This window comes from Psychromicrobium xiongbiense (genome assembly GCF_030271165.1).
Classification (GTDB): Bacteria; Actinomycetota; Actinomycetes; order Actinomycetales; family Micrococcaceae; genus Renibacterium; species Renibacterium xiongbiense.
In genome coordinates, this window is sequence record NZ_JASSZH010000030.1 from 23,997 (window position 1) to 46,367 (window position 22,371).

Sequence of the window (22,371 nt, forward strand, 5' to 3'; positions counted from 1 at the left end):
GATCAGATGATCGAGCGGCCCCTCATTCACTTCACTCCTGAGCGTCACTGGATGAACGACCCGAATGGGCTCGTCTTTCATGACGGCAGGTACCACCTGTTCTTCCAGTACAACCCCTACGGCTCAGATCACGGCCATATGAGCTGGGGCCATGCTTCGAGCGTGGATCTGGTGCATTGGGAGGAGCATCCCGTCGCGATTCTTGTCGATGAACGTGAGCAGATCTTCTCCGGATCTGCAGTCGTCGATACGGACAACACCAGCGGATTCGCCGGCGAGGGGGAGACTGCCCTGGTGGCGATCTACACCTCCGTGGATGCGGAGAGCCATATCCAGAGCCAGGCACTCGCATACAGCGTCGACGACGGCCTGAGCTGGGCCAAATATCCGGGCAATCCGGTGCTGGACCGCGGATCACTGGAATTCCGGGATCCGAAGGTCTTCCGCTACGACGGCGCCGCGGGCACGTACTGGGTCATGGTGGCCGTCGAGGCGGCCAACCGCCAGGTGGTGCTCTATCGCTCGGATGACCTGCGTTCCTGGTCGCTGCTGTCGACCTATGGTCCGGCTGGGGCGGTCGATGGCGTCTGGGAATGCCCGGACCTCTTCCCGCTAGCGCTCGATGGCGACCCCGCCGACCTCCGATGGGTGCTGGTGATCAGCCTCAACCCTGGTGGCATCGCCGGCGGATCGGGAACGCAATACGTCGTAGGAAACTTCGACGGCGTGACCTTTGTCCCGGAGCAGCCGGTGCCCGACGCTCTGGAGGACGTCGACTGGCTCGATTTCGGTAGCGACTGCTACGCGGGCGTGACCTTCAGTGGGCTGCCGGACCAGGAGCGGACCATCCTCGCCTGGATGAATAACTGGGACTACGCCGGGGACGTGCCGAGCTTGCCATGGCGCGGGGCCATGACCCTGGCCCGAAGGCTGAGCCTGGCTACGGTGGAAGGCCGCCCGCAACTGTGCGCCGCGCCGATCCTGCCCTCAGGGGTGCCGGTGGACCCAGAGGGCGTGCTTCCGACTGCGGCACGGATCGAGGCGCGCCTGCGACTCGGAGCAGAGCCCGGTGCCACCGTGCTGCTGGAGATCGCGGGGAGCGAGGGGCGCGTCTCCATCGGTGCTGCCGCCGGCCGGATTGCGGTTGATCGTACGGCGGCCGCGGATTTTGTCCCGGGAGACGGCGTCGAATCTGCCCCGCTGCCTGGCGGGTCTCTGCCTGGCGTGTCGCTACTGGGCGATGCGGAGGTTATCGATCTGACCATCGTGATCGACACCTGTTCGATCGAAGTGTTTGCTGCTGCAGGCTCCCGTTCGATCACCGATCTCGCAGTGCTGGGCGCAGGGCGTCGACTGCGGATTAGCACTGAAGGCGGCGCCACGGTGGAGGACCTTTCGGTGGCAGACATTGGCGTGGGCGGTCCGTCGTCTGGAGTGCGGCCGTGAACGCTCTTGATCCGGCGTTCCCGGCGCTCCACGGACGCCCCGCGCAGGGCTGGCTCAACGACCCCAATGGCTGTGCCTACGTGGATGGGGTGTATCACGTCTTCTTCCAGTACTACCCGGATCAGCCCACGCACCGGGATATCCACTGGGGCCATATGACCTCCACCGATCTGGTGCGCTGGCACCAGCGGCCCATCGCCCTCTTCCCGAGGCCGGGCGGCCCGGATGCCATCGGGGCCTGGTCAGGGGTCGTGGCGCTGGATGGCCGGGTACCTACGGCCTTCTATACCGGCATCGCCGAGCGGGCGGAGGAGTCTCAGGTGGTCACCGCCATCTCGGACCGGGACCTGCTGGTCTGGAAGCAGGCCGAGACCGGCATCGTCGGCATGCCTGATGAGCCAGATCTCTCCCAGGTGCGGGACCCCTTCCTGTTCACCTTCGAGGGGCAGCAGTATGCGATTCAGGGGGCGGGCCGGACGGATGGCACGCCACTGATTCTGCTCTACCGCTGCCGGACGATGACGGACTGGGAGTACCTGGGCCCGCTCGTCGAGGGTGGTTCCGGGCTGGCGGAGGAGTACGCCCCCTGCGATGTCTGGGAGTGCCCGCAGCTGTTCCAGGTGGATGGCCAGTGGGTGCTGATGGTGTCGCTGTGGCTCCAGCGCAACGGTGTTCACCGCCACGCTGGCGTGACGTATCTGAGCGGTGAGCTGCGTCCCGGCGGTGCTGGGTTGGTGTTTGAGCCGGTCGGCGGTGGTCGGGCAGACCTGGGCCCGGACTTCTACGCCCCGCAGGTGATGGCCGCCACGGCGGAGGAACCGCGGACCCTGCTCTGGGCCTGGAGCTGGGATGCTTCCCGGCCCGAGGCCGAGGTGGAGGCGGCGGGCTGGGCCGGTGTGCTGACCTATGCGCGCTCGCTGTCCTTCCGGGATGGTGTGTTGCGCAGTGAGCCGGTGGCTGAGGTGCTCACGCTTCGCGACGGGGTGCTGTTCGGTGGTACGGGGGTCTACGCTCTTCCGGCGGAGGAACGTGCCTTCGAGGTGGTTGCCGAAGGGCCGGTGGAGCTGGTGTTGGTGGACGGCGATGACGTCCGCAGCATGGTCGGCATCACGAGCGGCCGGATTCTGGTGGATGGCTCGCTAGTGGAATGCTTCGGCGCGGAGGTGGGTGTGAAGGATGTGTCGCGCACCGTGCGGACGTATCCGACCGGCACCTCGCACTTCGAGATCCGGGGCGAAGGCCCGTTCGCGGTGTATCGCCTGGGCCTTTGAAGGCTGGTTCCGCGTTTTCGCGAACTGGCCTCGCGGGTGGGCGGCGATGCCGGAATGAAACAAAAACGGAAGAATAGAGGATGTGAATTCTGACATTGCGCCCGGGAAGCTCGCGCCGGTTGAACCCCGATGGAGTCAACGTCGACGCGTGCTCATAGTGCTCTGTCTCAATGCAGCTCTGATCATCGCTCTCGTGGTGGTTGGCATCATGGCGAACTCCGTGAGCGTGCTCGCAGCAGCCGGTGACACGGTGGCAGACTGCCTGGGACTGATCCTCGGACTCATCGCGATCATCCTGCGTGATCGCAATCCGGACCATCCCCGCGCTCATCGACCCATCGCCGTCGCCGCCTTGATCAACGCGATCCTGTTGTTGGGCGTGATCACCACCGTGGTGGTCGAAGCGATCGGGCGGCTGCAGGAGGGCTCGCCCGCCATCGACGGTCTGCCCGTGGTGGTGGTCAGCCTGGCGACCCTCGTGATGATGCTCACGGGGGTCTTTGTCCTGGGACTGGGTTCCGCGGATGAGGATCTTCACATGCGCTCGGTGCTGTTGGATGCTCTGGCCGATGCCGCCATCGCCGCCGCGATCGTCATTGCCGGCATCATCATCCTGGCCACCAACGGCCTGTACTGGCTGGACCCGGTGCTCGCGCTGGTGGTTTCCGCGGTGATCGCTGTGGCCGCCGTGCGGCTGCTGGTCAAGGCCATCGCCGCCTTGCGTGGGGCCGACGTCGACTTCGACGACGACTAACCAGGGGCACACTCCTGCGAAAACGCGAATCGCGCCGCTTAAGGCGCCCGGGATCGCGGGTGCTTTTCCCGATAAAGTTCGCGAATTCAGGTTTAAAACAGCGGGGCGGCAACCGAGCCTCGGGTGACCACCGGGCAGGGCAGCAGAAGGGGTGCCACCTGGCTGGCATCGTCCACCGCAGCAGCGTGCCCGGCATCGGGCGTTTCCGGTGAACCTGCCGAGGCCCTGGCCAGGTCCTCCAGCAGCAGGGCCGCAGCCTGCTCGCCCATTTCGCGGTGCGGCAGTGCCACGGTGGTCAGGCCGGGTACCGTCGTGCGGGCCAGTGGTTCGTCATCGTCGTAACCGACCAGGCTCACGTCCCGAGGGACCCGCAGGCCCAGCTGGCCGCAGGCGAGCATGGCGCCCAACGCCACCCGGTCATTGGCGCAGACGATGCCGCTGGGGCGCTCCGGACGCACCTCGCCGTTGCTGGTCGACAGCAGGCGCAGGGTTGCGGCAAAACCGGCGTTGGTTTCCCATCCGGTGGGCACGATGGCGGTCGGCTCGATCCCAGCATCAGTCATGGCCGCCAGGAAGCCCTGGGTGCGTCGTTCGGTGGCCACCAGTTCATTGGTACCTGCAAGGTAGGCGATGCGCCGGTGGCCGGCATCGATCAGGATCTTCGCTGCTGCGCGGCCTCCGGACACTTCGTCGGGGATGATGGATCGCAGCTTTCCCTGGGGGTCGAAGCTGTTAGCCAGCACGACGGGAATCTCAGAATGCACCGGCGGCTGGGTGTGTTCGCGCAAGCTCATGGTGGCGAACATCAGGGCGTCGACCTGACGGTTGACCAGGGTGGACACCGCGCTGTCCGCGCGGGCGCTGTCCTGCTGGGTGTCGATGACCAGCAGTAGGTAGCCGGCCCGGAAGGCCGTGGTGCTGGCGCCCTGGAGCAGTTTCCCGGCGAAGGGGCCACCAGCGATGGAGTCGGTGACCACGCCAATCGTGTGGGTCCGCTGGCTCTGCAGGGAGCGTGCGACGGCGTTCGGTGTGTAGTTCAGCGCCTTGGCCGCGGCGAGGATGCGCTCCTGCTTGTCCTTGGCGATATTGCCGTCGGCGCGGCCATTCATCACGAAGCTGACGGCGCTGCGTGAGACCCCGGCGTGGCGGGCGACATCGTTCGAGGTGGCTTTGCGGGCCATGCGCGCCTCCCCCCGGATAAATGTGCGCGAAACTGCGTGGAACACTGACCAAAAGCGTGGAATAAGCCTATCCCACCACTCCGTGAGCTGTGGGGCGGGCGATCCACGGAATATCGCATGTGGTGACTATTTGAGACAAGAATTTGGGAGCGACTCGATGCCTTTTGATGAATTATGCATCTCATGATATTTTGGCTCCCATGACGACAGAGGTTCAAGAGACCAACGAGACCATAGCTCAGATCCTGCGTGACGCCCGGCTGGAAAAAGGCTGGACGCAGGGGCAACTTGCCGCAGAACTGGGAACCAGCCAGAGCGCCGTCGCCCGGATGGAACAGGGCAAACAGAACCTCTCGCTGAAGATGATTCAGCGGATGGAGGGAATCCTCGGCCACAGCATCGTCAACGTAGGCGGCTCCGTGAACACCAAAATGACCCATCTGCGCGTCACTGGCGGGCATGAACTCTCCGGCGAAGTGGACGTCAACACCTCCAAGAACGCCGGTGTCGCACTGCTGTGCGCCTCCCTGCTGAACCGGGGCACCACCACCCTGCGCAGCCTGGCCCGCATTGAAGAGGTCAACCGCATCGTCGAGGTGCTCACCAGCATCGGCGTCGAATGCACCTGGCTCGATGCCAATGACCTGCAGATCTGTCGTCCGGAGTCGCTGGATCTGGCCTCCGTCGACGTTGAGGCTGCCCGTCGCACCCGCAGCGTCATCATGCTTCTGGGGCCGCTGCTGGACCAGGCGGAGCGCTACCGCCTGCCGTACGCCGGCGGCTGTGACCTCGGCACGCGTACCGTGGAGCCGCATATGCAGGCGCTGCGTCAGTTTGGACTCTCGGTGGAAGCGCACCAGGGTTTCTACTCGATCGACACCCCGCCCGCGGACAGCCTGGACCGGACTTTCATCCTGACCGAGCGCGGCGACACCGTCACTGAGAATGCCATCATGGCTGCCGCGCATCGCGAGGGCACCACGGTGATCCGCAACGCCAGCCCCAATTACATGGTTCAGGATCTGTGCTTCTACCTGCAGGGGCTCGGCGTGAGCGTGGAAGGTATCGGCTCCACCACGCTGACCATCCGGGGCAAGGCGCATATCGATGTTGACATCGAATACGCGCCCAGCGAGGACCCGATCGAGGCGATGAGCCTGATCACTGCGGGCATTGTGACCAACTCCGAGGTGACGATCCGCCGGGTGCCGATCGAATTTATGGAGATCGAGTTGGCCGTCCTGGAGCACATGGGCTTCCGCTACCGCAAGAGTGACGAGTACTTTGCCCGCAACGGCCGGACGCGCCTGGTGGACATTACGACGCTGCCCTCGGTGCTTGTCGCGGCAGCGGACAAGATCCACCCGATGCCATTCCCCGGGCTGAACATCGACAATCTGCCGTTCTTTGCTGTCATCGCCTCCTGTGCAGAGGGCACCACGCTGATCCACGACTGGGTGTACGAGAACCGTGCGATCTACCTGACCGAGCTGAACAAGCTCGGTGCCCGCGTCCGACTGCTGGATCCGCACCGGATCGATGTCGAGGGCCCCACTCGCTGGCGTGCTGCAGAGATCGGTTGCCCCCCGGCGTTGCGCCCGGCGGCATGCATCCTGCTGGCCATGCTGGCCGCCCGCGGCACCTCGGAACTGCGGAATATCTACGTGATTGAGCGTGGCTACGAAGAACTCGCTGAGCGACTCAACGCACTCGGCGCGGAGATTGAATACTTCCAGGACTAGGTTTCGCCTCACCACCTGGGTCGCAGTAGGCCTACTGCGACCCAGGTGGTTAAACGAGGGCCGCTCAGAGCGCTTTCAGCGCCTGCTCCAGGTCGCCGCGCAGGTCCTCCAGGGACTCCAGCCCGACGGAGAGGCGCACAACGCCGTCCCCGAGCCCGATCGCGGCGCGCCCCTCTTCGCCCATCGCCCGGTGCGTGGTGGTGGCGGGGTGGGTGATGAGCGATTTGGAATCGCCCAGATTGTTCGAGATGTCGATGACCTTGAGCGCGTTGAGCAGCGCGAAGGCCTCCTCCTTACCGGAGGAACCGTGACGGCCGCGCAGCGCGAAGGTCAGCACCGTACCACCGGCGGACATCTGCGAGGCAGCCAGTTCATACTGTGGATGCGATGGCAGCAGTGGGTACTTGACCCATTCCACGGCCTCCTGCTGCTCCAGGAATTCGGCCAGGCTCAGCGCCAGCGCGGAGGAATGCTCTACGCGTAGCCGCATGGTCTCCAGGCCCTTGGTCAGCACCCAGGCATTGAATGAGGACAATGCTGGCCCGGTGTGTCGCATCAGGTTCTTCACCGGACCGTCAATGAACTCGTGGCTGCCCAGAATCGCCCCGCCCATGACGCGGCCCTGACCGTCAATGTGCTTGGTCCCCGAGTAGACCACGACGTCGGCACCCAGCTCGGTGCAGCGCTGCAACAGGGGGGTGGCGAACACGTTGTCCGCCACCACCGTGGCACCGGCGGCATGAGCCAACTCGCAGACCGCGCGGATGTCCACGATCTCCTGCATGGGGTTGGAGGGGGACTCGAAGAACACGGCCGCCGTCGGTACCGCGAGCGCCTCACGCCACTGATCCAGGTCCGGTCCGTCGACAAAAACGGTCTCGACGCCCCAGCGGGGCAGAATCTCGTTGAGGATCACGAAGCAGGAGCCGAAGAGTGAGCGCGAAGCGACCACGCGGTCCCCGGCGGCCAGCAGCGCACCCAGGGCCACGAAGACAGCGGACATGCCCGATGCCGTCGCGAAGCAGGCCTCGGTCCCCTCAAGCAGGCGCAACCGCTCCTGGAAGGTCGCGACCGTGGGGTTGCCATAGCGTGAGTAAACGAATCGCTCGTCCTCGCCAGTGAAGGCCCGTTCGGCGGCTTCCGCCGAGTCGTAGACAAAGCCGGAATTGGTGAAGATCGGTTCCGAGGTCTCGAAGAACCCGGTCCGGTCCAGACCGCCGCGCACCGCCTGGGTGTCGGAGGACCACTCTGAGGCCAGTGGATTGAAGCTCACGCGTTCTTCTCCCCAACCCCGGTGCCGGCCGTGGCTCCGGATGCGCTCCAGGAGGTGTTCCAGGGAAGCGAGCTGTTCTTCCACCCGTTCACGGTGCGGTCCCCGTAGCCGTTGGGCACTCCCTCGAAGCCCTCCAAGACGTTGTAGGAGGTGTAGCCGGCTGCCGTCGCCGCCTCCGCAGCGGCCACCGAGCGTGCGCCCGATCGGCACAGGAACACCAGCTCCGCTTCAGCGGGGACGGTGGCCTGCAGCTCCGCCAGGAACTGCGGGTTCTTCACGTTCCCCGCCAGATTCCACTGCAGAAAAACGGGTTCGACGGGCGCGTTCCCGGCGGAGAGCGAGGAGATGTCCGGCACGCCAATCACCTGCCATTCCGCCTCGGTGCGCACATCGACCAGCACGCCGCCGGCAGCCACTTTGTCCCAGGCCTGCTGAGGGGTCAGATCTCCCGCGTAGCTCATCGAGTACCCCCGGACGAGGCCATGGCCGATGCCGTCGCGGAGCCGAAGCCCACGCTGGAGAGGAAACCGGGCAGAACGACGGCCTGGGCCGCGATCACGGAGGTCCCGTTGAAGGTCACGGAGGGGCTGCCGTGCAGGACGTAGCCCTCCGCAAGTGCTGCGCTGACACGCTCACAGAAGGCGTGGTCGTCGGGTCCGGTCAGCAACCGGTAGGTCAGGGGCGCGTCCGCCATGAGGAACTCCTTGTGCCGGTGGTTGCCAGCAGGAGCTGCCTCGAGCTTGCAACCACACCATTGATTGCCGAGTAGTCACCTGAGGCACCCCGTCGGAAGGAGGGTTGCCGGCCGGTCAGTCAGGGCTTAACACCGGCGCTCGTTACTCACTTCGAACTTAGCACTTCATGCCGTCCTGCGCGCCCTCGCCCTCCCAACTGTGACGCAGTAGTTGGGACGGAGGTGATGTCAGGAGATGGACACTGTGGACTGGCGCACGGTCAGGGTGGGCAGTAACTGCACGTGGCGTGGAGGTGTCGTCAGCCCACTGGCGATCCGGTCGATCAGCAGCTCCGCGGCCATCCGGCCCACATGCTCTTTGGGTGGTGAGACCTCGGTGAGGGGGATGTCCGCCAGTGCCGCGACCTCGCCATCGTAGGCCACGATGCCGAGCTGCCCCGGGACCGCGAACCCCGCCTCCAGAATGCGCTGGGTCAGGATGAGTGCATCGCGATCATTGTGCACAATCAGTCCATCCAGAGACCCCTCGCTGAGTTTCTGGAGGATTGTCTCCACCAGTTCCTCGAACTGTTCCGGCGTGTCATCACTGCCATGCGGAAGCTGAATGGGTTCCAGCAGCTGGGGATCGAGTTCAGAGGCGCGTTGCCAGGCCACACCCAGTGCCGCAGCGGTCGGCGAGTCAGAGCGACCGGCCAGGGCGATTCGGTTTTTGCCAGTGCTTTGCAGATGGCGCAGGGCCAGGAAGAGCCCATCGATGTGCGCCGAGTTCACCCGGTCGAAATCCACCAGCCGGGAGCCCGGCGGCAGGAGCCGCTCGGCCAGCACCACCGGCACTTTGAGACTGTGCAGCCACTGCGCGTAGTCGTCCCGGCCCAGCTCCTCGAAGCTGGGCGTCATGATCAGCCCGTCGACGTCCCGGCTGAGCAGGCGCTCGATCTGCGCCCGGTCCCTGCCCGGGCCCTGGTAGCCGGTGACCGTCACGGTGAGATTCCCGTCCAGCGCAGAGATCGCTGCCCGGGCACCATCGATCACCTTCGGGAAGTAATAGCCCAGATCAGGGACCAGCATTCCGATGCTCAGGCCCGGTCCGGTGACCGATCCCGCAGTATCCAGAACAAAACCGTGTTCCCGCTTGACCAGACCCTTGGCGGCCAGCTCGGCAATATCCCGGCGCACGGTGGCGGGGGAGATACCGATCGCCTCGGCGGCAGCGCTGACCTTGAGCCGGTGTTCTGTGCGCAATAATGCCAGCAGCGCCTCATGACGGGCTTCCATCCGAATCCTTCCTGGAATGGCTCAACGGCGACTGATGAATGAGCGATGGGGAACAACGAGCGGCACTATCGACAGACTACTAGCAGCTACTAGGCGGAAAGTGCCGCCGATGCCGGGGTCACTTCATCCAGCCAGGGCTGCCCGGCGCAGAACCGCAGGAACTCATCTGCGGCAAACGCGCCCATAGCCGCCACCTCACTGCCGATACATCCCGCAATATGCGGACTGAACCGGACGTTGCTCAGCTGTCGGAGCGGATGGTCCAGCGGCAACGGCTCCGGCTCGGTGACGTCGAGCAGCGCCGTGATATCAGGCCGTCGGGTCAGGAAAGCCACTAGATCCGGGGTATCGATTACGCCGCCCCGGGCGGTATTGATCAAGGTGCTGTACGGCTGCATGAGGTCCAGCAGTGCGCCATCGAGCATCCCCCGCGTGCTGGGCAGCAGCGGAAGATGCACGGAGACCACCCGGGAGCGGCTGAACAACTCCGGCAACCCCACCAGGTGCACACCCTCCGGAACCCGACCCTCGCGGTGAGCGATCGGGTCGTAGGCCAGGATCTCCACGCCCAGAGGTTGGAGCAGGGCGGCCAGGCGGCGCGCAATGCGCCCCAGCCCGACCAGCCCCACCACGCCCCGGTCCACACCGAGGGTGTCCAGCCCCGCTGACTGGACACCCCCGGTGACCGGGACGCCGTATCGCCAATAGCCTTTGAGCGCCAGGATCACCTGCGCCAGGGTGAACGTTGCCACTCGGTCCGCATTGATCCCGGCCGCGGTGGACACCCGGATCCCGCGGTCCCAGAGCGCTTCCGAGACCAGCTCGCGCACCGAGCCCGCACCGTGGAAGACCGCCTGCAGTGCAGGGTAGCGACGGAGTTCTTCCGCGTTGAGCTGAGGCGCGCCCCAGCCGGTGAAGAGCACGGTCGCGTTCTCGGTCTGCCCGGGGGCAGCCACATCCGCACCCTGGCGGATCCGCTGGCGCACCCAGTCTGGGTACACCTGCTCGGCAAAGTAGTCGGCCAGGGCAAACTGTGCCACCTGGCCCCCCGAGTGGGAGCCAGGCAACTGCTCAGGCTTTGGCAAGTGCATCCTCGTATTCCTTGCGGATCGTATCGCCGCCCTGACTGCGCCATTTCTTGACGGCATCGGCGAAGTCGGTGAGCGGCTGGCGTCCTACAATGATGCCGGTTTTGGTATCCGTCATCATCTGGTCCAGCGAGGCAGACTTCTGTGCGGTTTCTGAGTACAGGCCCACCGTGGGGTTGGCCAACAGCATGGGGACCAGGGCCTTCTGGACCTCGTACTGGCGCTTGAATCCATCATCCATGGGTGCAGCGCTGAACTGGACCTGGGGCCCGGAGCCGATGCGGTTGACGTTGATTCCGCGTTCCAGAGTGCCCTTGTCGGTGCTGACCGCATTGCCCTTGGCGTCGGTGGTCCAGTCGACGCCCTCCACCCCGAACGTCATATCGAAGTATTCGCTGGAGCCGAAGGGGGCAGAGGCATAGTTGATCACCCGGAGCATCTCGTCGATGCGGTCCGAGGAGGCCTTCTTGAGCGCGACGAAGGAGAAGCAGCCCAACCCCTGATAGTTGCTCGGCTTGCCACCGTTGGCGGAGAAGGGGATGAGCGCGTCGATGGTGATCTTGGGGAACTTCGCCTGGTTGACCCACCAGGCCTGGCCATCCTCACGGAGCACCACATTGCCATTGGTGAAGGCATCCACCGCCTGCTGCTGCTTCATGCTCAGGGTGTCCGGGTGCCAGTACCCGGCATCCCAGAGTTCCTTGAGGTAGGTGATCATTTCGACGTACTGAGGGGTTTCGTAGGCGTGGGTGAGTTTGCCGCCATCGTTCTTCCAGGTGTTCGGCAGGCCGAACATGCAACCGAAGGTATTGTCATTCCACGCCACACCGGAGGCCGAGGAGAAGCCGCCCAGGGCGTAGCGGTTCTTGCTGCGATCGGTGACGGCCTTGCAGAGCGCCGTGAAATCGGCTTTGCTCTGCGGCTGGGAGTTGGCGCCGACGGAGTCGATGATGTCCTTGCGTGAATACATGATGTTGCCGAAGGGCGGCCGCTCGGACGGTACGCCGTAGATTTTGCCGTTGATCCGGGCGGTAACCCAGGCGTGCTCTGGAATGTTGGCAATATTGGGGTACTTCTTGACCGCATCGCCGGAGAGCTTGTCGGTGAGGTCCTGGAAGACCGTGCCCATCAGCTGGGGCAGCCGCGGAAGTCCCATGAAGACCGGAACCTGAACCATGTCCGGGATATCGCCGCCAGCCACGACCGTGGCGAACTTGGTGGGGAATTCGCCAGCCAGGGTGATCTCCGGCTTGAAATCGACGTTCATCTTCTTGTTCATCATCTGCCAGTAGGCATTGGAGCCCACCTCCGGCGGCGGCTGCCCGTAGGTCAGGATGAAGGCGCGTAGCGCACCACCGTTACCCACCTGCCCTTGGACCGAGGTGAAACGCTCCTTGGGGTAGCTGAAGAAGACCGGCTGGACGCCCTCGGCGGTGCCGGCCAGATCAGGCTTGGGGCCCTGGGTGATCGGGACATAGGTGGGGTAGGCAGCCTTCGCCCCGTTGTTCCCGGCGGCTGCTCCGGATCCGCCGGAGCCACAGGCCGCCAGCGCCGGGCCTGCGGCCAGGACGGCTGCGCTGAGCACCAGCCCCTTGAGGGCCGATCGTCGCGACATTCGGGTGGCGGGGTGGGCGAGAGGTGAATCCATGTGTGAACTCCTTTGTTGACGAGGATGCGTGCGGTAGATCTGGGGGATTGGAGCGTCAGCCCTTGACGGCGCCGGTCATCACGCCGGCACTCATATGCCGTTGGACGAAGGGGTAGGCGCAGAGCACAGGGACCATGGCGATCACGATGACGGCCATCTGGATAGCGGCGGTGGGCGTGTCTACGACCGTCCCGGTGTCGGTGAGCAGTGGCGCGCCCTGGAGGACGTAACTGCGCAGGACGAGCTGCAGGGTCCACTTGGAGGAGTCCTGCAAGTAGATGAGCGCGTTGAAGAAGGAATTCCAGTACCCGACGGCGTAGAACAGCCCGACCACGGCCACCACAGCCTTGGACAGCGGGAGCATGATGCTCCACAAGGTGCGCCATTCGCTGGCACCGTCGATCTTCGCGCTGTCGATGAGTTCCTGGGGGATGTTCTGGAAGAACCCGCGGACGATGACGATATTGAAGGCGCTGACCGCACCCGGCAGGATCAGCGACCAGTAGGTGTCCAGCAGGCCGAGCTGCTTGACCATCAGGTACACCGGGATGAGGCCCGGGGTAAAGAGGAAGGTCAGCAGCACCAGGCCGAGCAGAGGCTTCTGGAACAGCGAGCCTTTGCGGCTGAGAGCATAGGCGGCGAGCACAGTGCAGATCAGACTGATGGCCGTACCGACGATGGTCACGAGCAGGCTGATCACCACGGCGCGGGAGACCACGCCACCACTGAGCACCTGCCGGTAAGCCTCGATGCTGAAGGAGGTCGGGATGATCGCGAAGCCGCCGTTCTGCCTCAGTGACTCTGCCGTGGACAGGCTGGTGGAGACCACGATCAACAGGGGAAAGAGAATGACCAGGCACAGCACGATGACGGCGATCGCCTTGGAGACCCGGATCGGGATCGAGGGCGCTTTGGACCAGCTGGGCCGGGTCGAGGCGGCCGTTCTGCTCCTGAGTTTGCGGACTGTGGCGGCTGGCGCCTTCAGCTCTGTGGTGCTCATTTTGAATAGACTCCCTGTTCTCCGAGCAGGTGTGCGGCCTTATTAGCGCCCAGTACCAGCAGCAGACCGATCAGGCCCTTGAGCAGGCCGGCTGCGATGCCGATACCCCAGTCACCGTTGACGATGCCGTTGTAGTAGACGAAGGTGTCCAGCACCTCAGCTGCGGCCGGACCCACGGTGTCCCGTTGCAGGATCACCTGTTCGAAACCGACGGAGAGGGCGTCTCCGAGGCGGAGGATCAGCAGCAGGATGATGATCGGGCGCAGGCCGGGAAGCGTGACGTGCCAGAAACGGCCCCACCAGCCTGCACCGTCAATGGCGGCCGCCTCGTAGAGCGAATCGTCGATCGCCACCAGGGCGGCCAGGAAGATGATGGTGCCCCAGCCGGCGTCTTTCCAGATCACCTGGGAGGTGAGCAGGAGCTTGAAGGTATCCGCATTGGCCAGGATATTGACCGGGTCCAGGTGATTGGACTGGAGGAACTGGTTCAGCACGCCGCTGCCGCCGAGCGTCTGCTGGAAGAGGCCGACCACGATCACCCAGGACAGGAAGTGTGGCAGGTAGAGCACCGACTGGACGAAGGTGCGCAGGAACGGGCTGATCAGCGAATGCAGGAAAACCGCCAGCGCGATCGGCACCGGGAAGTACAGAGCCAGGTTGAGGAAAGTGATCTGGATGGTGTTGAAGAGCGCCTGCCAGAACCCGGTGTTGGAGAACAGCTTGGTGAAGTTATCCAGCCCTACCCAGTCATTGCTCCAGATCGGGATGAACGGAACGTAGTCCATGAAGGCGATGACGTTGCCCAGCAGCGGGATGTACACAAAGGTCAGTAGGAGCGCCACCGCCGGCAGCACCATGAGGAGCAGAGGGTAATCGCGGCGTAGCCGGATCAGGAAGGGCACTTTGCGGGTGCTGCCGCGCTCTGTCACCTTGGTTGCTAATGCCACACGTATCCTCCGGGTCGTCATCGGCCGTTTGTTCCCATGACACTAGAGTGACCGAAGTCACTTGTCAAGATTAAATGATCACATTATGAGTATTTGATCATAATTGGATCAGATGACACTGGCGCGAGGAGGTCGTGACGAGGATGTGGCGGGGTTCAGTGTGCAGTGTTGCAGGGTCGCGGCGACGCACACCCTGCAACACTGCACACTCGATGTATGTTCAGAGCAATGTGCGCTCAGGCCAATGCGCAACCGGCCGATGGCGGAGGGCTGGCGATGAGCGCGAGGACTCAGTCGATGCGGTGAGCGGTCCCAGTGACGGTGATTCCGCCAGCGGGCGGGACGGAGACCCGCAGCAGGCTGGGCCGCCCGATGTGGCGGCCCTGGTGAATGGTCAGCTCCGTCGGAGTGCTCAGAACGCCCAGCGCCCGCAAATACGCTCCGGTGGAGGCTGCGGCAGAGCCGGTGGCCGGGTCTTCCGAGAGGGTGCCGACGGGGAAGAGGTTGCGCGCTTCCCAGACCAGTGGCTGGTTGTCAGGGTCCTGCAGGGAATGCAGAACCGTAATGGTGCCGGTCCATCCGTTGCTGTCCATCAGCTGGCGCACCGCGTCGGGGTCAAAACTGAAACTGTCAAAAGTGTCCTGTCTACCCAGGACGATCATCGGGTGAGGATTGCCCGCGAAGGACACTCTGGAGGGGAATCTTGGGTCCAGCTCACTCTCGTCAAGGCCCAGTAGATCCAGGATGTCTGCCAGTTGAGCTTCAGGCAGAGCACTCACCTGGGGGTCTACAGAGGTGAAAGACGCGGTCACCACACCGTCTCGCTGCTCCGTTGTCAGTTCCACCGAACCGGCGCGGGTCTCGAAAACATAGCGGCCAGATCCGTAGATTTCGGTCAGGGCGACGGCGGTGGCCACGGTGGCATGACCACAGAACGGAACCTCCGCCACGGGCGAGAAATATCGAACCGTGGCCCGGAGAGCTTCTCCGGGAGCGGCGTCGGGCGGAGCCGTCACAAAGGCCGACTCTGCATAGCCGAGCTGAGCGGCGATGCCGAGCATCTGGGCGTCATCGAGCGCGCTGGCGTCAAGCACCACGCCCGCCGGATTGCCGCCCTCCGGGCCGGAACCCGGCGCGGGGAAAGCGCTCCAACGGGACAGGGACGGTTCGTTCATCGTTTGCTCGCCTTCTTCCGCGGGACGTCGGATGGCGTCCGGTTCTGGGAAAAGCAACCGGGCGCCCTGGGTATTCCCGCTCAGCCCTGTCCCTACCCCGGCACCCCGGCCTGTTCCGCGTAGAGCGCGGCGTAACGCCCCTCCGCTGCCAGCAGTTCCCGGTGGGTGCCCCGCTCCACGATCTTTCCGCGCTCGACGACGAAGATCACGTCCGCGCCAACAACAGTCGAGAGCCGGTGAGCGATCGCGACCGTGGTGCGGCCCTGCGATGCCGTTTCCAGTGCCGCCTGGACCACCCGCTCCGAAATGGAGTCGAGGGCACTGGTCGCTTCATCGAGCACCAGTACCACCGGGTCCTTCAGCAGCACCCGGGCAATGGCGATCCGTTGCTTTTCGCCACCGGAGAGCCGGTATCCGCGCTCGCCGACCAGGGTGTCAAAACCGTCCGGAAAACCCATGATCGTGTCGAGAATATTGGCCCGCCGGGCAGCATCCTCCAGCTCCTCCATCGTCGCGCCCGGCTTGGCGTAACGCAGATTGTCCGCGATGGAGGCATGAAAGAGATAGGTCTCCTGACTCACGATGCCGATATGCCCCATCAGGGACTCCTGCCGCAGCTGGCGCACATCGCACCCGGCAAACGTCACCCGGCCTGAACTCGCCTCATAGAGCCGCGGGATCAGGTACGAAATGGTGGTTTTCCCGGCCCCTGAGGAACCGACGAAGGCCGCGAACTGCCCGGGCTCAATGACGAAACTGACGTCATCGAGCGTGGGCCGTTCCTGAGGTTTAGCATCCGGGTAAGCGAAGCTGACCGAGTCGAAACTGATCCGGCCCAACTCCGCGCGGCTCTGCGGGGACTGGCTCAGCACGGATTCCAGATCCTGCGCGCCCGGCGCATCGGCGATGGCCGGGACGAGGTCAAGATATTCGAAGATCCGGGCAAAGAGAGCGCCAGAGGTCTGCAGATCCAGCACCACCCGCATCAGCGCGGTCAGCGGGAAGAGTAACCGCGCCTGGACGGTGGTGAACGCCACGATCGTGCCCGCCGTGATGCTGTGCGCGCCGCCATCGGCCGGGGAGCTGATCATCAGCAGCCCGGCCACCAGATACACGATGGCGGGAATGGAGGACAGGAAGATGGTTACGACAGCGAAGAACCACTGGCCGCTCATGGTCTGGCGAACCTGCAGCCCGATCTGGTGATGGTTCGCCGCATCGTAACGTTCAATTTCGGCCTGCTGCCGGCTGAAGCTCTTGGCCAGCAGGATCCCGGAAACACTGAGCGTCTCCTGCGTGATCGCGGACATCTCCGAGAGCGATTCCTGTGTCTGGGTGGCAATTCTGGCCCGCACCCGGCCCACCCGGCGCTGGGCGATCACCAGAACGGGCATCAGCACGACGGCGACGATGGTCAGCTGCCAGTTCAGCAGCAGCATGGCCACCAGGGCCGCGATGACCGTCACCGAATTCCCCAGCACGGAGGAGACCGTGTTGGTCAGCACCGAGGCGACGCCGCCAACGTCGTTCTGCAGCCGGGACTGGATGATGCCGGTTTTGGTCCGGGTGAAAAAGCTCAGATCCATTGCCTGCAGGTGGCTGAACAGCCGGACCCGCAGCGCTCCCATGACCCGGTTTCCCACCGAGGCGGTGAGATAGGTCTGCCAGACGCCCAGCAGCGCGGAGCCGAGGTAGACCAGGATCATCGCAGCGACGGTCAGCCCGAGCGCCCGCAGGTCCGGCCTTCCGCCGGGTGGGAAGAGTCCGTCATCGAACGCGCGCTGAGTGAGAAGCGGAGGGACTACGGTGAGCGCGGCGCCGAGCAGCACCAGAAGGGCAGTGAGAACCAGCGCCTTGCGATGCGGGGCGAACAATTCGTAGATCCGACGCAGAAGATGCTCGATGACGGGCGCTTTCGCAATGGCGTCCCGCTGCAGATCCTCGTCCCGTGGGCCCATTCCGCCGCGCATCGCCCCGGCGCGCATGGCGCCCATTCCACTCATGCGCCCAGCCTAGTTGTTGTTCTCCGCGTGGGGCCGGGAAAATTTCCCGGTTGTTAACCTCGGCGATACGCACCGGCCCTTGTGCGGCGCTGGCCGATGGCAGAGACTGAAATCTTGGTCGACCGCCAAGAGCCGTGGGTGAATCCCGGCATCCGGCACAACCACTGTGGAGAACTGCGTGGCCACTGCACGCACCAAAAGTGATCTGACCGTCCTCGGCCCCCGGCGCTCACGGGCGTCATCGGGCCTGCGCTCGCCCCTGGCCTATCTGTTTGTTTTCCCTGCGCTGGCCATTTTTACGGTGTTCACCATCGGGCCGACGATCTTCACTTTCGTGGTGAGCACCTTCAAATGGAACTGGCTCAACGCCTCGCAGAACAAGTTCATCGGTCTGCAGAACTACCAGGCCATGCTGGAGGGCTCAGCAGACCCGCCCTTTCTGCAAACCCTGGGTGTGAGTGCCTATTTTGTTCTCGCCATGGTGGTGGGCGGCACCGCGATTTCGCTGGCACTGGCGCTCCTGCTGCAGAGTGCAGCGGGAAGCTGGTCGCGCAGCTGGAGTAACAAGGTGCTTCTCGGAGCTCGCACCGCCATCTTTCTGGCCCATGTGACCCCGCTGGTCGCCACCTCGATCGTCTGGGTGTGGATTTTTAATCCTCGCTACGGCTTGGCGAACCTGGTGCTCAGCTGGTTCTCGCTACCCGGCATCGACTGGCTGGGGAACTCCAGCTACACCATGCCCGCCGTCATCATCTACTCGCTCTGGCATGAGATCGGCTTTGTCACGGTCATCTTTCTGGGCGGTCTGACCACCCTGTCGCCGGAGCTCTCCGAGGCCGCCAAACTCGACGGCTGCAACCGCTGGCAGGAATTCTGGAACATCACCTTCCCGCAGCTGCGACCGTTCATCATCTTCGTGGTGGTGATCACCTCGGTCGCGTCCCTGCAGGCCTTCACTCAGTTCTTTGTGATGACCAAAGGTGGCCCGGATGTGGCCACTCTGGGATTCCAGCTCTACCAGCAGGCCTTCGTGTTCCGGAAGACCGGCTACGCCGCGGCGCTCGCCGTCGTCCTCTTCGCCCTGACCGTCCTCTTGTCCATCCTTCAACTGCGCAGCTCCCGATCCGTTGACTCCCGGTCACTGCGCCGATCCATGCACCGCTCATCACACCGTGGCACCCCCGCTCGGTCCACCACCATCTGAGGAGAGAAATGTTCACCACCCGCAACCCGGGGCAGAAGAGCCCCCGGAACAGGCGTACCATCCGAACCACTGCCGGACTGCTGTCCATCCTGGCCGCCACCACCTTGATGGCCACGGCTTGCGGAGGCGGGGCGGCTGCGCCGTCATCGAACACTCCGCCGGCCGATTCCACCGACCCTGTGACCATCAGCTTCATGGAAGCCATGTCCTCCGGGGCGATCAAGGATTCGCTGGCCAAGATCACTAAGGACTTCACGGCAAAGTACCCAAATATCACGGTTGACCTGCAGGAACAGCCCGATTACAGCACCCTGCAGACCAAGATCAACGCCCAGACCGCAGCCGGGACCCCGCCCACCATTGCCCAGGTCTACGGCAACTGGGCAGACGAGTTTGCGGCGTCGAAGGTGATTGTTCCGTTGGACGATTACGTCTCGCAGAGCAAGGACTACCCGAACTTCTTTGACGGGATCAAGAAGGACCTCAAGCTCTCCGACGGCAAGACCTGGATGTGGCCCTTCAATAAATCCGTGGTGGTGCAGTACTACAACACGACCATGGTCCCTCAGGCGCCCAAGACCTGGAATGACTTCGCGACGGCCGCCAAAACCGCCTCCACCGGCAAAGTCATCGGCCTCTCGATCGACCCGGGCAGCACGAACGGGCCAGCCGGTGGCACAGCGCTGTTTGAGATCCTGGCCCAGGCCAATGGCGACACGGTCTTCGCCGATGACGGCACGCCCCAGTTCACCAAGGATGGGGTGGTCAAGGCCCTGGATTTCCTCAAGAAGATGAAGGCGGACGGATCCCTGGCCCTGGGCAGCAACTACCCCGGGCAGGTGGCTCTGGGCGGGCAGACCGGTGCCTTCGACATCTCCTCAGTAGCCAGCTTCCAGTTCAACAAGAAGGCAGTGGGAGACAAATTTGCGATGGGCGTCGCAGCCCTGCCGTCCGGCCCCTCCGGCACGGCGAACCAGCTGGCGGGCACCAATATCGCGCTCTTCGACAAATCGACCCCGGCACAGAAGGCTGCCGCCTGGAAGTTCATGCAGTTCCTGACCTCGCCGGAGGAGATGGCGTACTGGTCCTCCACCACGGGGTATCTGCCGGTCTCACGGACCGCCATGGATCAGCAGGCGTTCAAGGATTATGTGGCCAAGAACGCCTGGGTGGCGGATGCCACGAAGCAACTGGACTCGGCGACCTCCCTGCCGCCTAAGTCCTGGGTGACCAAGGCCTCCGGTGCGCTCAGCCAGGCGATCCTGGACGCGATCAACAATGGGACCGACTCCAAGACAGCGCTCCAGAAGGCGCAGGACGCCGCGGCCAAGGCACAGAAGGACGCTTCCTGACATGAGCACGCGCACGATGGCGACCGGCAGCGACGGGGGAGGTGAGGTGAGGGCTCGCCGCACGCTTCCTTCGACGGCGCGCAGCCTTCGCCCCGCTGCCCGGGGCCGTTCCGTGGGTCGCCGCCCCCGCCCGGCCGCGGTGCTGGGGCGCGGGGCACGCCTGCTGGTCGCCATCGTGGTCGGGTTGCTGTTCCTGCTGCCGATCGGCTGGATGGTGCTGACCAGCGTCTCCTCCGATGCGGATGTTTTCCAGTTCCCGCCGCGGCTCTGGCCGGCCTGGGATCTCTCGCACTATGTGAGTGCCTGGAAAGCAAGCCCCTGGCTGATGTACTTCGGCAACACGGTCTTCATTGCCGCCTGCGTCATCGTGCTAGTTCTGGTGACCTCACTGCTGGCCGGTTTCGCCTTCGCGGTGATGCGATTCCGGGGGCGCAGCGCATTGTTCCTGGTGGTCATGTCCGTGATGATGGTGCCGCAGACGGTGCTACTGATCCCGAACTTTCTGATCGCTCAGCAGATCGGCTGGTATGACACGTACCTGATTCAGATTGTGCCGTGGGGAGCCTCGGTATTCGGGATTTTTCTGATCCGTCAGTTCTTCAGCACGTTGCCTACGGAATTGTTTGAAGCGGCGGAGATCGACGGCGCAGGGCCGTTCCGGATGCTGTTCTCTGTGGCGGCACCGCTGGCCGCACCATCACTGGTTCTGGTGGGGTTGAACTCCTTCATGGGGACCTGGAACTCCTTCGTCTGGCCCTACATCATGACCAAATCGGATTCCGTGCGGCCCATCGAGGTGGGACTTCAGGCCTTCTACGGGGCGGACGGTACCGACTGGACCAGCCTGTGCGCTGCGGTCTCCTTCACCACGCTGCCGGTGATCGTGGTGTTTTTGTTCCTTCAGAAATACTTTGTCAACGGTGCCTATGGCACCCAGGGGAGTGTGCGCGGATGAATGAGTCCAGTCCGGCGGTCACCGTCGAGTTCTTCGGTGGTCTGCGGGTGATCGGTTCGTCCAAAATCATGGTGTCCACGGATTCCGCGCGGGTGCTGCTGGACATGGGGCTGGACATCCCCGGGGAGCAGGACCTCTTTCGGGATCCGGTGCAGGAACGGCCCGAGTACCGGCTCCGGGATCGGCTGGCGGTAGGCTTCGCCGCGGAACTTCCCGGCATCTACGACCCGGACCAGCTTCCGGAGGACTCGCCGCTGGCGGTGCCCGACCCGCGGCCGAGCGCCATCTTCCTCTCGCACGCCCATCTGGACCACGATGGCGCCCTGAGCTTTGTGCGGGCGGGAATCCCGGTCTATGCCCACCCGGAGACGGTGCGCCTGGAACAGTCCTTGGCCCTGGCCGGGCTGGGCGAGGCGGTGGAGCTGCGCCCGATGGATGGCGTGGTGGAGGTGGGCGATCTGCGCGTCGAGGCGATCCCCGTGGACCACGACATCCCCGGAGCCTGCGGATTTCTGGTGCACACCCCGGAAGGCACGCTGGCCTACACCGGGGACCTCAACTTCCATCGGGATGGTGCGCTGCGCTCGGAGGAATTCATCCGGCGCGCCACCGGCGTCGGGATGCTGGTGACCGAGACCACCATGCTGAGCTTCGACATCGAGCCGGGCCATCAGCCGCGTAGCGAGGACGCAATCCTGGAGTTGCTGGCGCAGACTCTCGCGGAGGCTCCGGGGCTGGCCCTGCTGAGCATGTATGAGCGCGATGCCGAGCGGGCCCAGCGCTTCATCGACCTGGCAGCCTCCCGGGGGCGCACCCTCGTCTGGCCCGGGCAGCAGGCGGCGATGCTGGCGCATTTCGGGGTGCATGGTGCGGTGACCTGGGACGCGTCCCGGCCACAGCGGCCCGTGCATCAGGCGGCGATCGAGCGGTTGCGGGGGGCCACCGGAACCGTGCTGCCGACGGTGAGTCTGCGCGAGGTGCGCGAGCGGCCATCGCGGTATTTGGTGCAGCCCGATGTGCGTGATGTGCCGGCGCTGCTCGATCTGCCCCGACGGTCCGGTGAGTTCCTGCCCTTTCTGCACTCGCAGGGTGAGCCGTTGGGGCCGTTCATGGCGAACTGGGCCACCTGGCTGGAATGGCTGGAGCGGCTGGGGATCAGTTTTGTCGCCGCAGGGTCTTCAGGCCACGCCACGGGGGAGGCTCTGCACAAGATGGTGATGGAGATCCATCCCGGGGTGGTGGTGCCGATCCATGGCTTCCGCCCGGAAGCGCTCGCGGTGGATGTTCCGACCTTACTGCCGACATACGGCGCTCGTTACCGCCTCGACGGAACGGAGATACCCTCATGGGTGCGAGGATGAGC

General features: G+C 64.4%; 19 protein-coding genes and 1 riboswitch. Of the genes, 8 read left to right on the top strand and 11 right to left on the bottom strand.

What is annotated here, in order from left to right; genetic code table 11:
- Positions 1–6: 6 nt before the first annotated feature.
- From QQM37_RS11315 to QQM37_RS11325, 3 genes are all read left to right on the top strand, one after another.
- Positions 7–1,446 (top strand): glycoside hydrolase family 32 protein, encoded by a 1,440-nt coding sequence (locus tag QQM37_RS11315; RefSeq protein WP_285727542.1) that lies wholly within the window; start codon positions 7–9, stop codon positions 1,444–1,446.
- A complete protein-coding gene (locus QQM37_RS11320; RefSeq protein ID WP_285727544.1) occupies positions 1,443–2,717 on the top strand; it encodes a glycoside hydrolase family 32 protein in 1,275 nt (424 codons plus the stop codon). Before QQM37_RS11315 ends, QQM37_RS11320 begins: the two co-directional genes overlap by 4 nt.
- A gap of 82 nt (positions 2,718–2,799) precedes the next feature.
- Positions 2,800–3,471 carry a cation diffusion facilitator family transporter gene (locus QQM37_RS11325; RefSeq protein WP_285727546.1) on the top strand — a complete coding sequence of 224 codons (672 nt, stop codon included), beginning with the start codon at positions 2,800–2,802 and terminating at the stop codon, positions 3,469–3,471.
- 92 nt (positions 3,472–3,563) lie between these two features.
- On the opposite strand, the gene QQM37_RS11330 is transcribed toward QQM37_RS11325, so the two are convergent.
- Positions 3,564–4,652, bottom strand: coding sequence for a LacI family DNA-binding transcriptional regulator (locus tag QQM37_RS11330; RefSeq protein WP_285727548.1), 1,089 nt, complete (start codon positions 4,650–4,652; stop codon positions 3,564–3,566).
- Positions 4,653–4,852: 200 nt separating this feature from the next.
- Between QQM37_RS11330 and QQM37_RS11335 the strand changes: the two genes are divergently transcribed.
- Positions 4,853–6,394, top strand: a complete 1,542-nt coding sequence (locus QQM37_RS11335; protein WP_285727549.1) for a UDP-N-acetylglucosamine 1-carboxyvinyltransferase — start codon at positions 4,853–4,855, stop codon at positions 6,392–6,394.
- A gap of 64 nt (positions 6,395–6,458) precedes the next feature.
- Here the strand turns inward: QQM37_RS11335 and QQM37_RS11340 are convergent, their stop codons facing one another.
- The 10 genes from QQM37_RS11340 to QQM37_RS11385 all read right to left on the bottom strand — a co-directional run bounded on the left by QQM37_RS11340 (position 6,459) and on the right by QQM37_RS11385 (position 17,488).
- The gene (locus tag QQM37_RS11340) at positions 6,459–7,667 is read right to left on the bottom strand and encodes an O-succinylhomoserine sulfhydrylase (RefSeq protein WP_285727551.1); all 1,209 of its coding nucleotides are present in this window, start codon (positions 7,665–7,667) and stop codon (positions 6,459–6,461) included.
- On the bottom strand, positions 7,664–8,128 hold the full coding sequence (locus tag QQM37_RS11345) for a rhodanese-like domain-containing protein (RefSeq protein WP_285727553.1): 465 nt from the start codon (positions 8,126–8,128) through the stop codon (positions 7,664–7,666). Before QQM37_RS11345 ends, QQM37_RS11340 begins: the two co-directional genes overlap by 4 nt.
- Positions 8,125–8,361: a DUF1737 domain-containing protein gene (locus QQM37_RS11350; protein WP_285727555.1), complete on the bottom strand. Its 237-nt coding sequence runs from the start codon at positions 8,359–8,361 to the stop codon at positions 8,125–8,127. Before QQM37_RS11350 ends, QQM37_RS11345 begins: the two co-directional genes overlap by 4 nt.
- A 37-nt stretch (positions 8,362–8,398) precedes the next feature.
- Positions 8,399–8,508: riboswitch (SAM riboswitch) on the bottom strand.
- 81 nt (positions 8,509–8,589) lie between these two features.
- Positions 8,590–9,636 carry a LacI family DNA-binding transcriptional regulator gene (locus QQM37_RS11355; RefSeq protein WP_285727556.1) on the bottom strand — a complete coding sequence of 349 codons (1,047 nt, stop codon included), beginning with the start codon at positions 9,634–9,636 and terminating at the stop codon, positions 8,590–8,592.
- An 89-nt stretch (positions 9,637–9,725) separates the two neighbouring features.
- Entirely contained in the window at positions 9,726–10,727 is a 1,002-nt protein-coding gene (locus QQM37_RS11360; RefSeq protein WP_285727558.1) for a hydroxyacid dehydrogenase, read from the bottom strand.
- Positions 10,708–12,372 carry an extracellular solute-binding protein gene (locus QQM37_RS11365; protein ID WP_285727560.1) on the bottom strand — a complete coding sequence of 555 codons (1,665 nt, stop codon included), beginning with the start codon at positions 12,370–12,372 and terminating at the stop codon, positions 10,708–10,710. The genes QQM37_RS11360 and QQM37_RS11365 overlap by 20 nt, the downstream gene beginning before the upstream one ends.
- 55 nt (positions 12,373–12,427) lie before the next feature.
- Complete coding sequence (locus QQM37_RS11370; protein WP_285727561.1) at positions 12,428–13,372, bottom strand: carbohydrate ABC transporter permease; 945 nt, start codon at positions 13,370–13,372, stop codon at positions 12,428–12,430.
- Positions 13,369–14,319 carry an ABC transporter permease gene (locus tag QQM37_RS11375; protein ID WP_285727563.1) on the bottom strand — a complete coding sequence of 317 codons (951 nt, stop codon included), beginning with the start codon at positions 14,317–14,319 and terminating at the stop codon, positions 13,369–13,371. Before QQM37_RS11375 ends, QQM37_RS11370 begins: the two co-directional genes overlap by 4 nt.
- 290 nt (positions 14,320–14,609) lie before the next feature.
- A complete protein-coding gene (locus QQM37_RS11380) occupies positions 14,610–15,494 on the bottom strand; it encodes a PhzF family phenazine biosynthesis protein (RefSeq protein WP_285727565.1) in 885 nt (294 codons plus the stop codon).
- 92 nt (positions 15,495–15,586) lie between these two features.
- A complete protein-coding gene (locus tag QQM37_RS11385; protein WP_420030162.1) occupies positions 15,587–17,488 on the bottom strand; it encodes an ABC transporter ATP-binding protein in 1,902 nt (633 codons plus the stop codon).
- A gap of 187 nt (positions 17,489–17,675) precedes the next feature.
- On the opposite strand from QQM37_RS11385, the gene QQM37_RS11390 reads away from it, so the two are divergent.
- The 4 genes from QQM37_RS11390 to QQM37_RS11405 are packed head-to-tail and all read left to right on the top strand — an operon-like array spanning position 17,676 to position 22,369.
- Positions 17,676–18,701 carry a carbohydrate ABC transporter permease gene (locus tag QQM37_RS11390; RefSeq protein ID WP_285727567.1) on the top strand — a complete coding sequence of 342 codons (1,026 nt, stop codon included), beginning with the start codon at positions 17,676–17,678 and terminating at the stop codon, positions 18,699–18,701.
- Positions 18,702–18,709: 8 nt separating this feature from the next.
- Positions 18,710–20,053, top strand: a complete 1,344-nt coding sequence (locus tag QQM37_RS11395) for an extracellular solute-binding protein (protein ID WP_285727569.1) — start codon at positions 18,710–18,712, stop codon at positions 20,051–20,053.
- Between the two features lies 1 nt (position 20,054).
- Entirely contained in the window at positions 20,055–21,008 is a 954-nt protein-coding gene (locus tag QQM37_RS11400; RefSeq protein ID WP_285727571.1) for a carbohydrate ABC transporter permease, read from the top strand.
- Positions 21,005–22,369, top strand: a complete 1,365-nt coding sequence (locus QQM37_RS11405) for an MBL fold metallo-hydrolase (protein WP_285727573.1) — start codon at positions 21,005–21,007, stop codon at positions 22,367–22,369. Before QQM37_RS11400 ends, QQM37_RS11405 begins: the two co-directional genes overlap by 4 nt.
- Positions 22,370–22,371: the final 2 nt, after the last annotated feature.